Source organism: Siphonobacter sp. BAB-5385, from assembly GCF_002261125.1.
Lineage (GTDB): Bacteria > Bacteroidota > Bacteroidia > Cytophagales > Spirosomataceae > Siphonobacter.
The window spans coordinates 96,300-113,243 of the sequence record NZ_NMPS01000089.1; the positions used below are offsets into that span (position 1 = coordinate 96,300).

A 16,944-nucleotide genomic window follows, 5' to 3' on the forward strand; every position below is an offset into this window, starting at 1 on the left:
TTCAATATTCCTACTTTTTTTGATGGCGGCCTGCGGAAAACAACGTGATCAGGAGGCTTACCAGTTTTTTTTACGCGGGAATGATCAGCTCCTGCGGCAGGATTACGACCAGGCCGGACGGTTTTATACGGAAGCCATCCAGAAAAAACCCGAGTTTCCGGAGGCTTTAACCAACCGCGGTTTGGTATACATTCAACAGGGTAACTACGAAAAAGCCCTGAATGATCTGAATAACTCCCTGAAGATCAACCCTAAATTAGGCAGTACGTACCAGAACCGTGGGAACCTATTCTCCATGCAGGGCAATTATGCGAATGCCTTACGAGACCTGGAAGAAGCCGTAAAATTCATTCCCGATTCTTCTACAGCCTGGGCATTCCTGGGAAACGCCCAGTACATGACCGGTCAGGAGGATTTAGCTATGGCTTCTTTCCAAAAAGCAGAGCAGCTTCGTCCTTCTGACTATACCACGTATGCTTTTCGGGGATGGGTGTACGTATTACGCAAAGAATACGAAAAAGCCCGGCAGGATTTTGAGAACGTGCTGAAATACAGACCGAATGAGCCGAGTACCGTTAATAACTTATCTATGGTGACCACGATGTTAGGTGATCCGAAGAAGGGACTCGAATGGGCGGACCGGGCTGTGAAGCTTACGGAAGGCAAGCTCCTCGCCTACTCCGTTAACAACCGGGCCTATGCCTTACTTGAACTCAATCGGCTCGATGAAGCAAAAGCAGAACTCGATCGTTCCCTCCGGTTGGACGATAATAACGCCTGGGCGTATCGGAACCTCGGACTGTTTTATTTCAAAAAACAGCAATTCCCTCAGGCGATGGATGCGTTGAAGAAAGCAGAACGGATGGATCCGTCCGTTGAAAACCTGTACTTCTACCTGGGGAATACGTCCCAGGCCAGCGGAAAAAACCAGGAAGCCTGCATGTACTGGAAGAAAGGGGCCACGTTAAAGGAAAAGAAATCCATCGAGGCAGCGAAAGGCTGTTCCTGATGGATTTCTGTCCACGCTGAGAATTCGGTATTCCGCATCAATACCCGGGCAGTTTCTTTCTATCAAAATCTCAGACGGCCGTATGACTACTAAAACATCACTTACGTATCTTCATAAACTACTTATAATCAAATCATTACTAAACCACTTACATCGCTTTCATTAGCTCCTTAAACTGGTCAAAGGTTTTTTGATTCGCAACAGGGTCACTGCTGATTTCCAGTAACTTAGCTTTTTTATCCTCGTTTAGAAAGGAAGGTAAGGCTTTTACCAGTTCCGGTTCGTTGGCAATGGCATAGTACTCCAGGCCCGCATCCTGTGCTGTGCGTTCAGCGGTGGTATGGTGCTTCGTTTCAAAATACGTTTCGAGTTCGGGTTGCTGACGTGGTCCGTCAATCATCCGGAAAATACTTCCCCCCGAATTGTTGATCAAAATGATTCGCAGGTTACTCGGCACATGCGGATGCCAAAGGGCGTTGCGGTCGTAGAAAAACGCGACATCCCCGATGAGAAGAAAAACCAATTGATCAGTAGTAAGGGCTGCCCCTACGGCCGTACTCATACATCCGTCAATTCCGCTCGTCCCGCGGTTGGAAAAAACGGTTACTCGCTGGGGCAGGCCAATATAGTTGGCGTACCGAACCGACATACTGTTGGCCAGATGTAACTGACTCGATTCCGGAATTTGTTCAAGGACCTGAGCAACGGCCTGAAATTCGCCGAAGGCTTCACGGGTTTGCAGAAAGTGCCGAATTCCGGAAACTGCCTTTTGTTCGGCCACTTCCCAGCTTTGTAGAAAGGTAGTGTCCCGGTCTTCGTCCCCCTGTCGAAAGGCTCGTAAGTCCAGCGTTTCCAACAATGTGTGAAAGAAGACTTCCGGCTCGATCGCCAGTTGCTGAGTCAACGTTTGAAACGGATCAATCAGCTCCCGACGAAAGGAGATATGATAGTGGTACCGGGGCTTATACTTCCGAAAGAATAACTTCAGATTTTTGGACACGAAGGAATCTCCAAACGTAATCAGTACTTCCGGACACCGTTCATCCTGCGGTTGCGTACTACCCAGAAAAATATCCGGGTGCGTGAGGAAGGAATGACCCGACAAATTGGATAGCACCTCCCCTACTACTGGGAAGGCAAATTCATTTTTTAGCTGATCCAGAATTTCCAATAAAGATTCACTGATTACCTGTTGTCCCGCCAGAATCAGTACGCGGTCGGTATCTTCGAGTAACCCGATCAATTCTTCCCAGGTTTCCTGCGGTAGAGTTCGCTGCTCAACAACCCGGGTAATGGTACGCGGCGATCCGTAGGTAAAAGTTTCGTCGGGCTTCGGATAGAAGGGCTCCCGGATGGGTACGTTCAGATGTACGGGTCCCCGGGGTTGTTCCTGGGCACTATTAATGAGTTGATTTACCGTACGCTCGATAAACCAGCGACTATCCACATGCCCGTAATCGGCGGGCAAGGAATACGACTCTTTGATGTGTTTGCCATATACCGCATCCTGATGAATCATTTGTCCATCCTGCTGGTGAATCCATTCGGGGGGACGGTCGGCAGTGAGTACCAACAGAGGTACACCAAGAAAATAAGCTTCCGTAACAGCGGGAGCAAAATTAAGAGCGGCCGTACCCGAAGTACAAATCAGTGCGACGGGCTGGCCCAGTTGCTGGGCCATACCCAGGGCAATGTATCCGGCAGCCCGTTCGTCGGGTATAACCTTGGTTTGAATATGCGGGTGACGGGCGAAAGCCAGCGTAAGGGCGGCGGAGCGGGAACCAGGAGCAATGACGGCGTGATGAATCCCACGGCGTACACAAAGTTCGGCCAGATCCAATAAGGGTTGCAAGATCATACGCCAGCAAAGTTATAGGAAAACAGGATTGATTGGATAGATAACAACGGATACAAAAAACTCCAGAGTGGAGGCTTTTTTTGTATCCGTACTACATTAGGAAATTAACCCAAGTACGTTTTTAAGGCTTTGCTACGAGAAGTATGGCGTAAGCGACGAATGGCCTTTTCCTTGATCTGGCGAACCCGTTCCCGAGTCAGATTGAATTTTTCTCCAATCTCTTCCAGAGTCATGGCGTGATTTCCGTCCAAACCAAAGTACAGGGTGATCACGTCAGCTTCACGTTGGGTCAGCGTTGACAGGGCCCGTTGTACTTCCTTCCGTAAGGACTCATTCACCAAACCAGAATCTGGTTTGTCTTCGCCGTCATTTTCCAGTACGTCAAGCAGAGAGTTCTCTTCACCCTGTACGAAAGGAGCATCCATGGATACGTGACGACCCGATATCTTCAGGGTATCGACCACTTCACCCGCTGAAATTTCCAGTACTTCGGCCAGTTCTTCCGGTGAAGGTTCCCGTTCGAAACGTTGTTCGAGTTCGGAGAACGTCTTGGAAATTTTGTTCAGAGAACCTACCCGGTTTAAAGGCAAACGTACAATCCGTGATTGTTCGGCCAAAGCCTGCAGAATCGACTGGCGAATCCACCATACGGCGTACGAAATGAATTTAAAACCACGCGTTTCGTCAAAACGCTGAGCGGCTTTAATCAAACCCAGGTTTCCTTCGTTGATCAAATCGCCCAGGGAAAGTCCCTGGTTCTGGTATTGCTTAGCTACCGACACCACGAAACGCAAGTTTGCTTTGGTCAGTCGCTCTAAAGCTAATTGGTCACCTTCACGAATTCTTCGAGCCAGTTCTACCTCCTCGTCCGGGGTGAGCAAATCCACTTTACCAATTTCTTGAAGATACTTATCAAGCGATTGGCTTTCCCGGTTAGTGATCTGCTTAGAAATTTTTAGCTGTCTCATCTGGCATCAGAATTTGCTTATGGGTTGCTGATGATTATGTAACATGAAAACATGAAAAAAATTCAGGAATCGTTATCTTTTGTAACGTAAATTAGTTACGGGGGCGGCGATTCTCGGAATTTCCCCGGTCCCCACGTTCCGGACGATCTCCTCTTTCAGGACGTTCGGGTCGCTCAGGCCGTTCCACATATCCTTCCGGTTTGGGCAACAGCACCCGCCGGGATAAACGGAATTTTCCGGTTTTCTGATCTACTTCAATTAATTTCACCTGTACTTCTTCGCCTACTTCGAGTACGCCTTTCATAGCGGGCAGACGATCCCAGGAGATTTCCGAGATGTGCAGCAGACCATCACGTCCGGGCAGGAATTCAACGAATGCTCCGAAGTCTGTCACCGTTTTCACCTTACCGGTGTACACTTCACCTACTTCAGGAATCGTTACGATACCTTTCACCCGACCTACGGCCGCATCCATCGCTTCTTTGTTCGTGGCGAAAATGCTGACGTAGCCTTTGCTATCTTTTTCTTCGATGGCAATCGTTGCACCCGTCGTCTTCTGAATTTCCTGTACTACTTTACCACCGGGTCCAATCACGGCACCGATAAACTCCTGAGGAATTTCCAGAATAACCGCCCGTGGAGCGTGAGGTTTGAAATCGGGACGAACTTCGGTAAGGGCTTTCTTCATTTCGTTCAGAATATGAAGACGACCCCGCTTGGCCTGATTCAAAGCTTCGGCAACCACTTCGTACGAAAGGCCGTCGATTTTCATATCCATCTGGCAAGCCGTGATTCCGTTTTCCGTTCCCGTTACTTTAAAGTCCATATCCCCCAGGTGATCTTCATCGCCAAGGATATCGGAAAGAACGGCGTACTTACCCGTCTCAGGATCGGAAATCAGACCCATGGCAATACCGGATACGGGAGCCTTGATTTTTACTCCGGCATCCATCAGAGCCAGCGTACCCGCACAAACGGTTGCCATCGACGACGAACCATTGGATTCCAGAATGTCAGAAACGACCCGAATCGTGTAAGGGTTGTCCGCGTCAGCGGGCATTACCTTTTTCAGGGCACGCATCGCCAGGTTACCGTGACCTACTTCCCGGCGTCCGGGTCCACGGTTGGGTTTTACTTCACCCGTAGAAAAACCGGGGAAGTTATAGTGCAACAGGAATTTGCTGTAACCAGAAACTAAGGCCTGATCCACAATCTGTTCATCCAGTTTCGTTCCCAGGGTTGCGGTCGTGATTGACTGCGTTTCCCCACGCGTGAACACGGCTGATCCGTGGGCACGGGGTAAGTAATCGACTTCGCACCAGATGGGACGAACTTCATCCAGAGCCCGACCATCCAGACGACGACGCTCGTTTAATACCAGGTTACGAGCCGCGTCTTTTTCAATATCGTGGAAATACGTGCCAACGAGCCCCAGGTCTACGGTATGATCTTCGGGTAAAGTCTCCAGGTATTCTTTGCGAACGGCCTTGAATCCTTCTTTACGGATTGATTTATTGGCGTTACCCTGTGCGGCTACGGCATAAACCTTCTCGTAATAATTATCGTATAAAAACTTCTTCAATTCGAGGTCATGGGTTTCATGACTGTATTCTCGCTTGACCGTTTTTCCTACTTCTGCTTCCAGTTCTTTCTGAGCCGCACACTGAAGTTTGATGGCATCATGGGCCGTCTTCAATGCCGTCAGCATATCATCTTCGGACACCTCATTGCTTTCACCCTCTACCATCAGAATGTCCGTGCTATTACCCGCAACGATCAGATCCAGTTCAGCCCGGCTCAACATGGAGGTCGGCGGATTGATCAGATACAGGCCATCGATTTTGGCTACGCGTACTTCAGAGATGGGACCATTGAAAGGAATGTCGGATACCATCAAAGCAGCAGAAGCGGCCAGACCCGCCAATGCGTCGGGTTGTACTTCAGGATCAGCCGAGATCATGATCACGTTGACTTGTACATCCGCGTGAAAATCACCGGGGAACGTCGGACGTAAGGCCCGGTCTACCAATCGGCTTATTAAAATTTCGTAATCGGAAAGACGGCCTTCCCGGCGTTGGAAACTTCCGGGGATTTTACCCGCAGAAGCAAATTTTTCCTGGTAATCTACCGAAAGAGGTAAGAAATCAGTACCCGGACGGGCTTCCGGTGCGGCTACGGCCGTGGCCAGTAACATCGTGTCGCCCATACGGACTACTACTGATCCATCGGCTTGTTTAGCCAGTTTGCCAGTCTCGATGGTAATGATTCGACCATCGGGAAGACTGAGTTTTTTGGTTACAACGTTCATAGTTTGTCATTTTGACCGCTTTTGAGACCGCTCTCCACCAAGTGAGGGACCGCTGTGTAGCTCATCCTGAGGAGGAACCGCTTTCAAGAGGTTAGCCGGGGAAACTCCCCGTAGTTGCATTCAGTTACCTCAACTATTCTATAAGAGTACAAAAACGCGAAGAAGTAATCAATTTGTCGAAGAAAAATTTTCAGGACAAACATAAAACAAGTCAGGGAATCCACTAAACGGAATTCCCTGACTTGCGTATCAACCGATTATTTACGGAGACCTAATTCAGCAAGAATTGCCCGGTAACGGGTAATATCTTTTTTGTGTAGATAGTCGAGCAGACGACGACGCTTACCTACCAATTTCAACAGACCTGCACGCGTAGCGTAGTCTTTTTTGTGTACTTTCAGGTGCTCAGTTAATGAGCTAATCCGATACGTAAACAGAGCAATTTGCGATTCAGCCGAACCAGTGTCGGTTGCTGACTTGGCATGCCCCTGCGATTCAAAAATTGCTTTTTTCTTGTCGGCAGTCAGATACATGTATTGCAGCTAATTTTAGTTGTGAAACGCAAAGGTACGAAAATAATGCTGCAAACGCTTACATTGCTTCGCTTTTTTTCTTAAATAAGGGCGTCTTTTCTCGCCAGGCCATAAATCGCTCTTTTAAACGGTTTAGAGTTATACGATATACGTCAGCTTCAAAGAGTCTGGAATCGTTCAAAGCTTTAGTCAGGAAGTAGATTCCAAAACCTAAGAGAACCAGATTCGACATCCAGGCGGCCAGGGGTACCCACATGGTGCCCTCCTTGGCGTACTTATCCCCCTGAATGGTGAGTACGTACATCAAGATAAAGAAGATGATCGCCACCAATACGGGTAATCCGAACCCCCCTTTTTTAATGATCGCTCCCAGCGGTGCCCCAATGAGGAACATCACCAGACAGGAAATGGCCGTCGTGAATTTGTGATTCCATTCCAGATCATTTTTGTACATCGTTTTCCGCCGGTCATACATCAGCAAGTCGTCCGTCTCAATAGACGTCAAACGTGATTTAGCCGAACTCAAAGCGGAAGCCGTTAGATCGCTATTCTGTAACGTCGCCGGTAATTTCTCGCGAGCGGTGATTAATGAATCTACCCAGGTCGTAGGCATTTTTTTAGCCCCTTCCCCCAGCGTCTGAAAATGATAGGAATAGTACTGCGATGCCATCGTCACCATACTCTTTACGGCTAACTGATAATTCCGCCGTAACGAATCGCCATCATCCGACAACTGCCGAATAGATTTCATAATGGCGTGGTTCTTGAACTGATCTTCGTCAGTGGGGGTCATTTTGAAGGACCGCATATTAATGAACTTCTTGGTATGGCTAAACGAGTTCTTAGCGAAGTCACTCGTATTTCCATCCCCCGAAGATTTATCTACGTCCTCTACGTAATCAACCCCTTTGAATAGTTCAAAGACCAGATACGTTCCCCCCAAAATGGTATACGTCCGGGCTGAATCGGCCACGGTTACATGGCGATTGCCACTATTTTCCGCGTGGTCGTAGATGAGTACGTTCTTGAGTGAACCATCGGCGTACTTCTTGGATATTTTTATACTGTACCCCGGCAGATCATTATTAAAAACCCCCTCCTTAAAGCTCAGCGTAGCTTTCGTGGTTTTAATATCCCACAGCAAACTGTATCCTTTTAAGTTAGCCCAGGGCTGAATCGTATTATTAAACCATAGAATGAAGCCGGTAATGAAGACAATCACTACGGAGATGGGCCGAATTACCCGGCCCACGGAAATACCAGCACTTTTGACGGCGGTCAGCTCGGAAAACTCCCCCAGGTTTCCGAAACACATCAGCGAGGAAAGCAATACGGCCAGCGGCATGGAAACCGGCACGACCATCAGACCGAAGTAAAAGAAGAGTCTTCCGTACACGTCAAAGCCTACATCACGCCCGGCAATTTCATCAAAATAGAGGAGGATAAAGCGGGTCAGGAAAATAAACTCCGTTACCGCGAAGGTGACCAGAAAGGGTCCCCAGAAAGCCTTTAATACTAATTTATCTAATTTTCTCATGGCAACTCCGTCAATCAGACACAAGTATAACCCGAAACAAACGCATTCATTTCTTTACTGGTTCTGATTTAACAATTCCTAACAATCATCCCCCAACGACTTCCCGCAGCGTATCGATGAGTCCATCCCAAAGTGCCCGCAAGTCTTCTTCGTCCGTATTGTCTGAGTAATCGGTGATCTTCAAAAACGTCGAATTCGTCAGATCGCTCTGATCCAGCCGAAACTCCATGTAATTGTGCTCCTCTTCATTGGCATCAGGCATGAAATCATATTTGATGCTTTTGTTCTGACGCATGGAAACGATCTTAGCCGGGTGATTTTCGCCATCCCACTCAAAAATCATGGACTGGTTTGATCCCACGTTCACTTTGTTAGCAAACCATTGCTGGAGACCCGAAGCCGTACTAACGTAGGGAAAGAGCATTTTAGGAGAAGCCCGCAACTCGTACTCGGTAACAAATTTATGCTTCGTCATAATTTTTTTGTCAAAGACGTATCCCGTCAATTTACTCAAAATCAGTCCAGTATCAAGTGCGTTGCCGACACGGCCTGAAAAAATTAAGTTTTTTTTTCACAAGGTATGGATTTTGGCCGAAATACGTATACTTTTGCACCACAAAAAAACGGCGGGGTAGCTCAGATGGTTAGAGCGTCGGATTCATAACCCGGAGGTCACGAGTTCGATTCTCGTCCCCGCTACAAAACCGGAGCAGTGAAAACTGTTCCGGTTTTTTCTTTTCACAAGGTTGACTCCAGTCGCTGGACGCCCCACCCTTCTTCTTCAGCAACCTTTCGTGTTCCTTACGGCTTTCCTACACCAGCCGTACCCAGACCAGACAAATCCGCCCCATATATGGGCTGCTAAATCAACGTACTAAAAGCTCTTTTATAGTTCCAAAACGGGATCGAGTATACCAAACCGCACTTTTACACACGTATCGGCTAGGCACAGTTTTATTAATTATTTTCAGCCCTGAATCAGGCCCATATATTGGTTAAACTTCTGAGAATGAACGATTATTTTTTTTAAACACTACCTAAAAAAGGTAATCTGTCATATTGTCCGCTGAAAGAAAAAGCTACCCATTCCTGGGTAGCCCTTCCTTTTTGATGCTAATCCAGCACAATTGAGTTAGTTTAGTGTAAGATTTTAAATATCAAGTCTTTAAGAATTATTTCTTCACTTACTGCTCCTACTTCTACCCCTTTGGACTGGGCATCGGCCTGTCTCAAATATTTAATCACGCTTACCGTTTTATCGAGTGAGAAATTGCGACTGGCCGTTACGTAATCTTTCGCAAAAAATGGATTCACACCCAGTGTACTCGCCAGATTACGTTCGCTTTTGTCGGGCGTTGCGTGGGTCAGTAAAAGTTTGCTAAAAAAGTTATAAAGGATAATCAGCGTAGGCTGTATGGGATTGTCTTTGGGGTTACGGGAAAAGTGGTAGGCAATGAGATTAGACCGAGCCACATCCCGGTTCAATAGGGCTTTCTGTAATTCAAAATTGTTAAATTCCCGACTGATGCCCACGAAGCGTTCGACCGTTTCAGCCTGAATGGATTCATCGGCTCGCAGGTTCAGAATGATTTTATCCAATTCATTGGCAATTCGCTTTAAATCGTTTCCAATGAATTCAGATAACATTTGTAACGCCTTGGGGGATATCTTTACGCCTTTTTCATGACAATAAGAAGCAATCCAGTCGGGCACTTTATTGTCATACAGCTTCTTGGAAGGAACGTATACACCTTTTTTATCCCAGGCTTTTACCCAGGTCTTCCGTTCATCCACGTTCGACTTAAAACAGAGCACCAGAATGGTAGAAGAAAGTGGGTTAACAATGTAATCTTCCAGAAAACGGACCGTATCCTTCGCATCGAGGCCCTGCATATCCTGGGCTTCCTTCACCAGAATCAGCTGGCGGTCGGAAAGCATGGGGAAACGCTTGGCGTAGCTGAGCAGGGTACCTACATTGGTGTCTTTTCCATACAACACAAACTGGTTGAAATCCCGGGCCGAGGCTGGCAGAGCATTTTCCTCCAGGTACGAAGCAAGCTGATCCGTATAGTAAGGTTCATCGCCCGCCAGTAGGTACAAGGGTGCGAACTGGTTCTTTTTTAATTCTTTCCAGACGGCTTCAAAAGTCTGAGGCATACCTGCTAATCAATTAATGGAAGATAGATAATCGAAGCACCGCTGACTTAAGTCGGGCCAGAACTCTTCGAAATCGGCTTTAAAAAACGCGTATTCCCGTTCCAGTTGCGTAATGCTTCGCTCAATACCAGCAGCTGGAGGAAAGCGACGGCCAATTCCCCGCAACGACCATTCGATACCCTCCAAGGTGGCGTAGTTGGTGAACCAGTCGCGGGAAATCAGGGATTGAACCGTACTCTGCATAGAGGCTGGCAGAAAGGGCCGCTGTCGCTCGACTGCTTCGTAAAACTGCTGGGCAAAGAGCGGAAGCGGGAGGGCCGAATACGTCGCCCATTCGCGGGCCAGTACATAGTCATAAAACATATCGACCAGAATACCCGACAACAAGCCGTACTCCTCGACCAGGCGACTTTTGCTCCGACGGGTTATGGGATGGTGATCCGTAAAATCATCAATAATACGGTGCAGCCGCACGCCCACGAGCATGTCCGTGGTAATGCCCGGCGGATGGTAGTTTTCCAGTCGTCCCTTCACAAACTCACCCAGCAAATTGCCCACCTGCACGTCGGAATTAGATCCGGAAAGTACCGTATGTGCCAGAAAATTCATGAATCAGGGGTTATAGGCGTTTCTTTGGAATGGTTATTTGTGATACAAGGTTCACTCAAAACGGCCTGATATAAAAATCTTTTTGTCGGTTCTTTTTAATTACCCGGCGTATTTACGGTACGTTTGCAAAAAAACAACGCTCATGGAAATCACAAAAAACAAGGTAGTTCTTCTTACGTACGACTTATCCATCAAAGGTCCCGATGAAGAGGAATTTGAATTGGTAGAAGCCATTGGAGAAGACGAACCGATGGGCTATATACATGGAATGAGTGGCTATCCAGAACGGTTTGAAGACAGTTTGGAAGGACTTAAGCCAGGCGATACCTTTGACTTCTCTATTTCACCCGACGAAGGATACGGACAACGCGATCCGGAAGCCGTTGTCGATCTTCCGCTGGATGTTTTCCGGGTGAACGGGGAAATCGATCAGGAACTGATTCAGGTAGGCAATGTATTACCGATGACGAACGATGAAGGCCAGCAAATGAATGGTCGTATCGTGGAAGTTAGCAATGATGCCGTATGGATGGACTTTAATCACCCACTGGCTGAAATGCAACTTCACTTCACGGGTAAAATCCTCGACGTTCGGGAAGCTACGCCTACCGAACTGAGCCACGGACACGTTCACGGTGACGGTGGCATCCATCACTAAGAAAGTCCGTCAAAGAAAGATTATGATTTGATTCATAATCTTTCTTTGTTTACAGGCCTACCGTACTCTTCAACCTGCACCCCAAACTTCCGCAGGAACTCTACTCCCTCATCCACGCCGATGCCTTTGTACTTTGCGTACGAATCTTTGAAAACCACGCGGCGAATCCCCATCGAGTAAATAATCCGGGCACAGGCGATACAGGGCGAAAGCGTTACGTAGATCGTTGCTCCTTCGATGCTGGCTCCGAGTTTAGCCGCGTACAGAATGGCGTTTTGCTCGGCGTGCAGGGCTAATGAACAGCTGCCTTTCGAATCACGGGGACAACCCACTTCCGGAAATTCTTCATCACAATTGTGCGTACCCGCTGGCGGTCCATTGTAACCGATGGAAATAATTCGCGTGTCTTTGGTAAGGACCGCTCCGACCTGAGCTTTAATGCAGTGGGACCGCTTGGCCAAGTTCACGGCCAGATCCATAAAAATATCGTCAAAATGGGGTTTCAAAGGATTCCAATCTTCGTAGGTATCAGCCGATTGATTCTCAGCGATCTACCTTACTGGTTTAATAAATTTGGCAGCAGCGTATCTCACACTGGCCCTTTCCATCGTTTATTTTTGCCGAAAGTTCCGACAATAAAACGACGTACGCTTACTTAAACTATGAAATTATTTCATTTCGTTGGCATGGGCTGTTTAATGGCTCTCTCCGTACAGGCCCAAACGGATTCCACCGCCAAGAGTACCGCCGCTGAAATTATCCAGCCGCAGCTACGGCCCAGTCCGCTGGCTTTAGCCCAATATAAAACCGAAACCTGTTACCTCAAGCTTACGTACGGACAACCCATGCGAAAGGGACGGGAAATTTTTGGGAAACTGGAACCCTATGGAAAAATCTGGCGGACCGGAGCGAACGAAGCTACGGAACTAACCATTACAAAAGAGGTGAAATTGGCCGGACGATCGGTTCGACCGGGTACCTATACCCTTTTCACGATTCCGAACCCGGACTCCTGGACGATTGTTCTTAATTCGGAACTGGGTCAGTGGGGTGCTTTCAACTATAAAGCCGAAAACGATTACTTACGCGTGGACGTTCCCGCTCAGAAAAACGATCAGGTTTACGAAGCCCTTACCTTTCGCTTCGAGGAAACCGAAGCCGGTGCCGATCTTCATCTGATGTGGGACGACGTTCGGGTACGCATTCCTTTCGCGTTCGTTAAATAAGGAAAAGGCCCGAGGCATTCGAATCCCTCGGGCCTTTTCGTATCAAAGCGTTTGTTTAACCCTGGCCAGGCCGTAACCAGTCCGGGCGATTGGTCGTTACGACGGCTTTTAATTCGTTCAGAATCGAATACAGACCAAAGTAGGTACGATTCACGTACAAACCATGCTGACTCCCCCGGGCTACTTTAGACTTTCGGATCTCTTCGATTCGCTGTAACTGATCGGCAAAGGCATACACCTCCTGGAAATACGCATCGTTGCCAAAATCAAAGGTTTCCTCCTTGAAGGGTCGTCCCAGCAGGTGAATCATTTGGATGAACAGACCCGAGAATAACTGCTTTTCGTGGTCTGAATCGGACGGATACAGGAATTCCAGATTATAGAAAATTTGTTCCGTCCGCTCGCGATCCGCCACCGTATCGGGGTTGATCAGGGCGAAATAGTTGTCGTAATAAAAGGTCGGAATGTCTTTGATACAGCCGAAATCGATTACGCCCGTCGTGCCGTCCGGCCGCAGCAGAAAATTACCCGGATGCGGATCGGCGTGTACCTGCCGAAGCGTGTGAATCTGGTAGTCGTAAAAATCCCATAGCGTCTGTCCAATCCGGTTGCGTACCTCCTGACTGGGGTTGGTTGCCAGAAAATCGCTGAGGTGTTTGCCCTCCAGCCAGTCCATCGTCAGAATCCGACGAGCTGAAAGTTCCGGATAGTAGGTCGGAAATACCAGGCCCTCAATGTGAGCACAGGCCTGAGTAATTTCACCCCCCCGGCGTAGCTCCAGTTCGTAATCGGTTTCTTCCAGCAAACGCAGCTCTACCTCCGCCGTGTAGCGGTCCACATCCTTTTCATTCAATCCGAAAAGGGTTTTCGCCATGGGCTTTACCATCTTCAGATCGGAACTGATACTATCTGCCACACCGGGATACTGCACCTTTACCGCTAGGTTCTTCCCGTCTTTCGTCGCCCGGTGTACCTGACCAATGGAAGCCGCAGCAGTCGCTTCCACATTAAAAGTGTCGTACAAGGCCGAAGGCGATTTACCGAAAAACTTTTGGAAGGTTTTCACCACCAGCGGAGCCGATAACGGAGGAGCCGAGTACTGCGACAGTTGAAAGCGTTCGGAATACTGCCGGGGCAACAGATTCCGATCCATGGACAGCATTTGGGCCACTTTCAAAGCCGAGCCCTTTAACTGGCTCAGGGACTCGTAAATGTCAACGGCGTTATCCTCGTGTAGCTCATCCCGACTCAGATCCGGGTTCACCAGCTTCTTTACATTATGCTTCAGGTAATTTCCTCCAATTTTGACTCCTGTTTTTACGAATTGCGTCGCACGGGCTACTTTGGAGGTTGGAATCGATTGTTGGGATTTCATAAAACGTGGGCCTGGTTAACGATTTTGATAAAGAAACTTGGCCAGATCCAGTACGGAATCCAGAGCCGATACGCCAATCAGATCAAATGCCGTGTTGACGGCCTTCTCGATGGCAGTATCCGTTTTCTCAAAACCTTTCGACGTGTCTTTACTCCAGAAATCGAGTAGCCACATCGTTTGGTACCAAAATGCAGTAGGATATTTAGTTTCGACCAGCTGCCGGGACTTCACTTCCTGGCTCTCCCGCCCTTCAGCCATCAGGTCTTTGATGAATTTTTCAAACTGATATTTAAATTCTTCCAGAGCCGCGGGCGTACGCAGGGATCGCTGCATACGGAAATCTTTCAGGCTGCGAAGTACAAAGCTGCGGTTGCTGGTCAGTACTTCGATCCAGGTGTAGTAAAACGCCAGCAACTTTTCCCGAACAGAATACGTGTGAAAAACCTCGTCACTTTTCAGGCGGACGAGCGTCTGCTCAAAAAAGCCTACCCAAACGCCGCTTTCAATCTGTTCAAATGAATTATAGTATTCGTAGAACTCGGTTTCTTTTACCTTCAGCTTCTTGGCAAAGGCATAGATCGACGCCGGTTGCTGCCCCTCTTCGAGCAGATGCATCATGTAAGCGTCTTTGATTTTATCGGGAGAAGTAGCCATAAAGATCGTTTGAAAGAGTACGCACAAATCTATCTTTTCAAACGATAATCTGGTATCAGTAGTTTCTCGGAAAAAGAATATTCAGCCAATAATTTATAAGCGGCCGATTTTTATACGTGAATTCAGCTTTCTTTGCTTTCAAGACCTATTCGTTCAACGAACCCAGCGTACGCTGCATTACATCTTTCCATGAGGTTTCTTTATCTGGCCAGTACCGTTTTACTGGTATCCATCATCTGGCTTACCATTAACAAGTATCGCGACCTGGCATCGCCGGGAGCTTATACCGAACCGGATCATCTCGAAGAGCTACTCGCTGACGTCAAAAAAAAGTTACCCCCCGGTGCTAGCTTGGTATGAAAGCGAATGTTGCTCCCGACCGGGTTGACATGCTTTATTTTAAATCAACGCTGGTGTTAGCCCCTATGGTAGTCGAGCTGGCCGAAAGGGATACCATGCTCATCCTTGAAGAACCCGGACTTCCTCCCCTCGCTCTGGATAACTACGAACGTATCGTCAGTGGGGGCAATCAAGAGTTAACCTATCGTGTAGTACACCTGAAACGTTAATATGTTAATCTTTGCCTGTATTGCTGCCACCGTCATTGCTTTTATTGAGGTCAGCTCTTTTTTGCATAAAGGAGACCGATCCCGGGGAGGTTTAAGCTATTCCTTTGCCTTTGCCTTACTGCTTGCCCTGGTCGGTTATTCCTATTACCTGAGTTTAGTCGCTTCCATTCCTTACCCGCTCGTATTAGCCGGACTCGTCGTTGTTCCTGGAATAGCCCTGGCCTTATACGCAGTCCGCCACCACGATCGCTCCTGGTCGTTACCGACATTTGAACGGCCGGGCCGGGTGCTTCTTCTGCTCGTCGGGCTGTTGGCGGCCACGCTACCGTTCAACAAGCAAATCTATCGATGGGGCGATTGGGACGCGTGGGCCATCTGGAACCTTCATGCCAAATACCTTTTCTATCCCGAATACTGGACTAATTTATTCACCAACAAGTTAGTCAAAACGCATCCGGATTACCCGCTGATGCTGCCATCGCTGGTAGCGTATATGTGGAGAGGTGTGGAGACGGCAACGCCGCTGGCTCCGATGATTTTGGCTCATCTGGTCTACTTTGCCATTCCGGTAACGGTGTTTCTCGGACTGACCCGCTTCAACTATGTGTTTCCGGCGGTTGTCGCTCTTTGTGTGTTTGCCCTGGATACTAAATTCATCGAGATTGCCCGCTCGCAGTATTCCGATACCCTGCTGGCCTTTTTCATTCTCATCGCGTTTGTGATGTACAAGGAAACCCAACAGGGCATCGACCGGCGACTGTTTTTTCTACTGGCTTCATCGCCGGTAGTACAACCTGGGTAAAAAATGAAGGAGCTCTGTTTTTCCTAACGTTTTCGTTTGCGGTGCTTTGCTTTCATTTCCGAAACTTCAGAACGATCCTGCACTACGCGGCGGGTGCGTTGCTCCCGTTTCTTATCCTGGTCCACTTTAAGGTGGTATACGCTCCCGCCAATGACCTGATTCACGCGGGTCGAGGTACCGATCTGCTTGATTTAATTGTCAATCCGGATCGCTACGGGTTGATCATTACCTATTTCTTTAGAACCGGTTTTACGTATTATTCAGTAGTACTGGTTTTACTGACGTTGCTGCTCGTAAAGAAAATCGCCTTTGTGAAGTCCCTGCCAATGCTGGTTGTAGGTTTACTGCTTTCAGGTTATTTTGTGATTTACCTTACTACGCCGAATGACCTGGAATGGCACCTCAGTCAATCTATTGAACGGCTGTTCCATCATATTTATCCGGCCTGTCTGTATTTACTCCTGCTAAAAGTAAGTACGCATTCCCCCGGTTTTAAAACGGTGATTGTTTGACCGGGAAAGACTATTTCAATAAAAAAGAGAACGCTCATGAGGAGCGTTCTCTTTTTTATTGAAATAAGACCACAGGTAGCGTTTATACTCCATCGACAGAAATCAAACAAAAAAGGCACACTTGCGTGTGCCTTTCGTGATTCCGCTGGGATTCGAACCCAGGACCCAT

At 48.0% G+C, this 16,944-nt stretch carries 18 protein-coding genes and 1 tRNA gene; 8 read left to right on the top strand and 11 right to left on the bottom strand.

The annotated features are described in order from the left end of the window. Positions 1-22: 22 nt before the first annotated feature. The gene (locus BWI93_RS09035) at positions 23-1,009 is read left to right on the top strand and encodes a tetratricopeptide repeat protein (RefSeq protein WP_176454179.1); all 987 of its coding nucleotides are present in this window, start codon (positions 23-25) and stop codon (positions 1,007-1,009) included. Between the two features lie 148 nt (positions 1,010-1,157). On the opposite strand, the gene menD is transcribed toward BWI93_RS09035, so the two are convergent. The 6 genes from menD to BWI93_RS09065 all read right to left on the bottom strand — a co-directional run bounded on the left by menD (position 1,158) and on the right by BWI93_RS09065 (position 8,688). Further along, the gene (menD, locus tag BWI93_RS09040) at positions 1,158-2,867 is read right to left on the bottom strand and encodes a 2-succinyl-5-enolpyruvyl-6-hydroxy-3-cyclohexene-1-carboxylic-acid synthase (protein WP_094810396.1); all 1,710 of its coding nucleotides are present in this window, start codon (positions 2,865-2,867) and stop codon (positions 1,158-1,160) included. A 104-nt stretch (positions 2,868-2,971) separates the two neighbouring features. Next, a complete protein-coding gene (locus BWI93_RS09045) occupies positions 2,972-3,835 on the bottom strand; it encodes an RNA polymerase sigma factor RpoD/SigA (RefSeq protein ID WP_094810398.1) in 864 nt (287 codons plus the stop codon). A 91-nt stretch (positions 3,836-3,926) separates the two neighbouring features. After that, a complete protein-coding gene (gene pnp, locus BWI93_RS09050; RefSeq protein WP_094810400.1) occupies positions 3,927-6,143 on the bottom strand; it encodes a polyribonucleotide nucleotidyltransferase in 2,217 nt (738 codons plus the stop codon). A gap of 257 nt (positions 6,144-6,400) precedes the next feature. Beyond that, positions 6,401-6,676, bottom strand: coding sequence for a 30S ribosomal protein S15 (rpsO, locus tag BWI93_RS09055; RefSeq protein WP_094810402.1), 276 nt, complete (start codon positions 6,674-6,676; stop codon positions 6,401-6,403). A gap of 58 nt (positions 6,677-6,734) precedes the next feature. Continuing rightward, positions 6,735-8,213: an LptF/LptG family permease gene (locus tag BWI93_RS09060; protein ID WP_094810404.1), complete on the bottom strand. Its 1,479-nt coding sequence runs from the start codon at positions 8,211-8,213 to the stop codon at positions 6,735-6,737. Between the two features lie 85 nt (positions 8,214-8,298). After that, entirely contained in the window at positions 8,299-8,688 is a 390-nt protein-coding gene (locus tag BWI93_RS09065; protein ID WP_094810434.1) for an START-like domain-containing protein, read from the bottom strand. 150 nt (positions 8,689-8,838) lie between these two features. Between BWI93_RS09065 and BWI93_RS09070 the strand changes: the two genes are divergently transcribed. After that, positions 8,839-8,912: transfer RNA gene (locus BWI93_RS09070), tRNA-Met, on the top strand. A gap of 438 nt (positions 8,913-9,350) precedes the next feature. Here the strand turns inward: BWI93_RS09070 and holA are convergent. Next, positions 9,351-10,370 carry a DNA polymerase III subunit delta gene (gene holA, locus BWI93_RS09075; protein ID WP_094810406.1) on the bottom strand — a complete coding sequence of 340 codons (1,020 nt, stop codon included), beginning with the start codon at positions 10,368-10,370 and terminating at the stop codon, positions 9,351-9,353. Positions 10,371-10,379: 9 nt separating this feature from the next. Then, entirely contained in the window at positions 10,380-10,979 is a 600-nt protein-coding gene (locus BWI93_RS09080) for an ACP phosphodiesterase (protein ID WP_094810408.1), read from the bottom strand. Between the two features lie 142 nt (positions 10,980-11,121). On the opposite strand from BWI93_RS09080, the gene BWI93_RS09085 reads away from it, so the two are divergent. Further along, a complete protein-coding gene (locus BWI93_RS09085) occupies positions 11,122-11,637 on the top strand; it encodes a peptidylprolyl isomerase (protein WP_094810436.1) in 516 nt (171 codons plus the stop codon). Positions 11,638-11,669: 32 nt separating this feature from the next. On the opposite strand, the gene BWI93_RS09090 is transcribed toward BWI93_RS09085, so the two are convergent. After that, on the bottom strand, positions 11,670-12,116 hold the full coding sequence (locus tag BWI93_RS09090; RefSeq protein WP_094810410.1) for a dCMP deaminase family protein: 447 nt from the start codon (positions 12,114-12,116) through the stop codon (positions 11,670-11,672). Positions 12,117-12,299: 183 nt separating this feature from the next. On the opposite strand from BWI93_RS09090, the gene BWI93_RS09095 reads away from it, so the two are divergent. After that, positions 12,300-12,863, top strand: a complete 564-nt coding sequence (locus tag BWI93_RS09095; protein ID WP_233207718.1) for a DUF2911 domain-containing protein — start codon at positions 12,300-12,302, stop codon at positions 12,861-12,863. Between the two features lie 55 nt (positions 12,864-12,918). Here BWI93_RS09095 and BWI93_RS09100 read toward each other — a convergent pair whose 3' ends face one another. Then, positions 12,919-14,238, bottom strand: coding sequence for an AarF/ABC1/UbiB kinase family protein (locus BWI93_RS09100; protein ID WP_094810412.1), 1,320 nt, complete (start codon positions 14,236-14,238; stop codon positions 12,919-12,921). 15 nt (positions 14,239-14,253) lie between these two features. Continuing rightward, entirely contained in the window at positions 14,254-14,892 is a 639-nt protein-coding gene (locus tag BWI93_RS09105) for a TetR family transcriptional regulator C-terminal domain-containing protein (RefSeq protein ID WP_094810414.1), read from the bottom strand. Positions 14,893-15,081: 189 nt separating this feature from the next. Here BWI93_RS09105 and BWI93_RS27730 point away from each other — a divergent pair, with 189 nt between their 5' ends. From BWI93_RS27730 to BWI93_RS09120, 4 genes are read left to right on the top strand one after another with little or no spacing between them, the layout of a single operon-like run. Next, positions 15,082-15,252: a hypothetical protein gene (locus BWI93_RS27730; protein ID WP_176454180.1), complete on the top strand. Its 171-nt coding sequence runs from the start codon at positions 15,082-15,084 to the stop codon at positions 15,250-15,252. Then, positions 15,249-15,461: a hypothetical protein gene (locus tag BWI93_RS09110; RefSeq protein ID WP_094810416.1), complete on the top strand. Its 213-nt coding sequence runs from the start codon at positions 15,249-15,251 to the stop codon at positions 15,459-15,461. The genes BWI93_RS27730 and BWI93_RS09110 overlap by 4 nt, the downstream gene beginning before the upstream one ends. 1 nt (position 15,462) lies before the next feature. Beyond that, entirely contained in the window at positions 15,463-16,263 is an 801-nt protein-coding gene (locus BWI93_RS09115) for a hypothetical protein (RefSeq protein ID WP_094810418.1), read from the top strand. Between the two features lie 41 nt (positions 16,264-16,304). Beyond that, positions 16,305-16,775: a hypothetical protein gene (locus BWI93_RS09120; protein WP_141217404.1), complete on the top strand. Its 471-nt coding sequence runs from the start codon at positions 16,305-16,307 to the stop codon at positions 16,773-16,775. Positions 16,776-16,944 lie beyond the last annotated feature (169 nt).

Coding starts and splice junctions, on each gene's coding strand:
- BWI93_RS09065 (WP_094810434.1), bottom strand. CDS start 8,688: ATGACGAAGCATAAATTTGTTACCGAGTACGAGTTGCGGGCTTCTCCT.
- BWI93_RS09060 (WP_094810404.1), bottom strand. CDS start 8,213: ATGAGAAAATTAGATAAATTAGTATTAAAGGCTTTCTGGGGACCCTTT.
- BWI93_RS09090 (WP_094810410.1), bottom strand. CDS start 12,116: ATGGATCTGGCCGTGAACTTGGCCAAGCGGTCCCACTGCATTAAAGCT.
- BWI93_RS09100 (WP_094810412.1), bottom strand. CDS start 14,238: ATGAAATCCCAACAATCGATTCCAACCTCCAAAGTAGCCCGTGCGACG.
- BWI93_RS09105 (WP_094810414.1), bottom strand. CDS start 14,892: ATGGCTACTTCTCCCGATAAAATCAAAGACGCTTACATGATGCATCTG.
- BWI93_RS09115 (WP_094810418.1), top strand. CDS start 15,463: ATGTTAATCTTTGCCTGTATTGCTGCCACCGTCATTGCTTTTATTGAG.
- BWI93_RS09095 (WP_233207718.1), top strand. CDS start 12,300: ATGAAATTATTTCATTTCGTTGGCATGGGCTGTTTAATGGCTCTCTCC.
- pnp (WP_094810400.1), bottom strand. CDS start 6,143: ATGAACGTTGTAACCAAAAAACTCAGTCTTCCCGATGGTCGAATCATT.
- BWI93_RS09085 (WP_094810436.1), top strand. CDS start 11,122: ATGGAAATCACAAAAAACAAGGTAGTTCTTCTTACGTACGACTTATCC.
- rpsO (WP_094810402.1), bottom strand. CDS start 6,676: ATGTATCTGACTGCCGACAAGAAAAAAGCAATTTTTGAATCGCAGGGG.
- BWI93_RS09035 (WP_176454179.1), top strand. CDS start 23: ATGGCGGCCTGCGGAAAACAACGTGATCAGGAGGCTTACCAGTTTTTT.
- holA (WP_094810406.1), bottom strand. CDS start 10,370: ATGCCTCAGACTTTTGAAGCCGTCTGGAAAGAATTAAAAAAGAACCAG.
- BWI93_RS27730 (WP_176454180.1), top strand. CDS start 15,082: ATGAGGTTTCTTTATCTGGCCAGTACCGTTTTACTGGTATCCATCATC.
- BWI93_RS09110 (WP_094810416.1), top strand. CDS start 15,249: ATGAAAGCGAATGTTGCTCCCGACCGGGTTGACATGCTTTATTTTAAA.
- BWI93_RS09045 (WP_094810398.1), bottom strand. CDS start 3,835: ATGAGACAGCTAAAAATTTCTAAGCAGATCACTAACCGGGAAAGCCAA.
- menD (WP_094810396.1), bottom strand. CDS start 2,867: ATGATCTTGCAACCCTTATTGGATCTGGCCGAACTTTGTGTACGCCGT.
- BWI93_RS09080 (WP_094810408.1), bottom strand. CDS start 10,979: ATGAATTTTCTGGCACATACGGTACTTTCCGGATCTAATTCCGACGTG.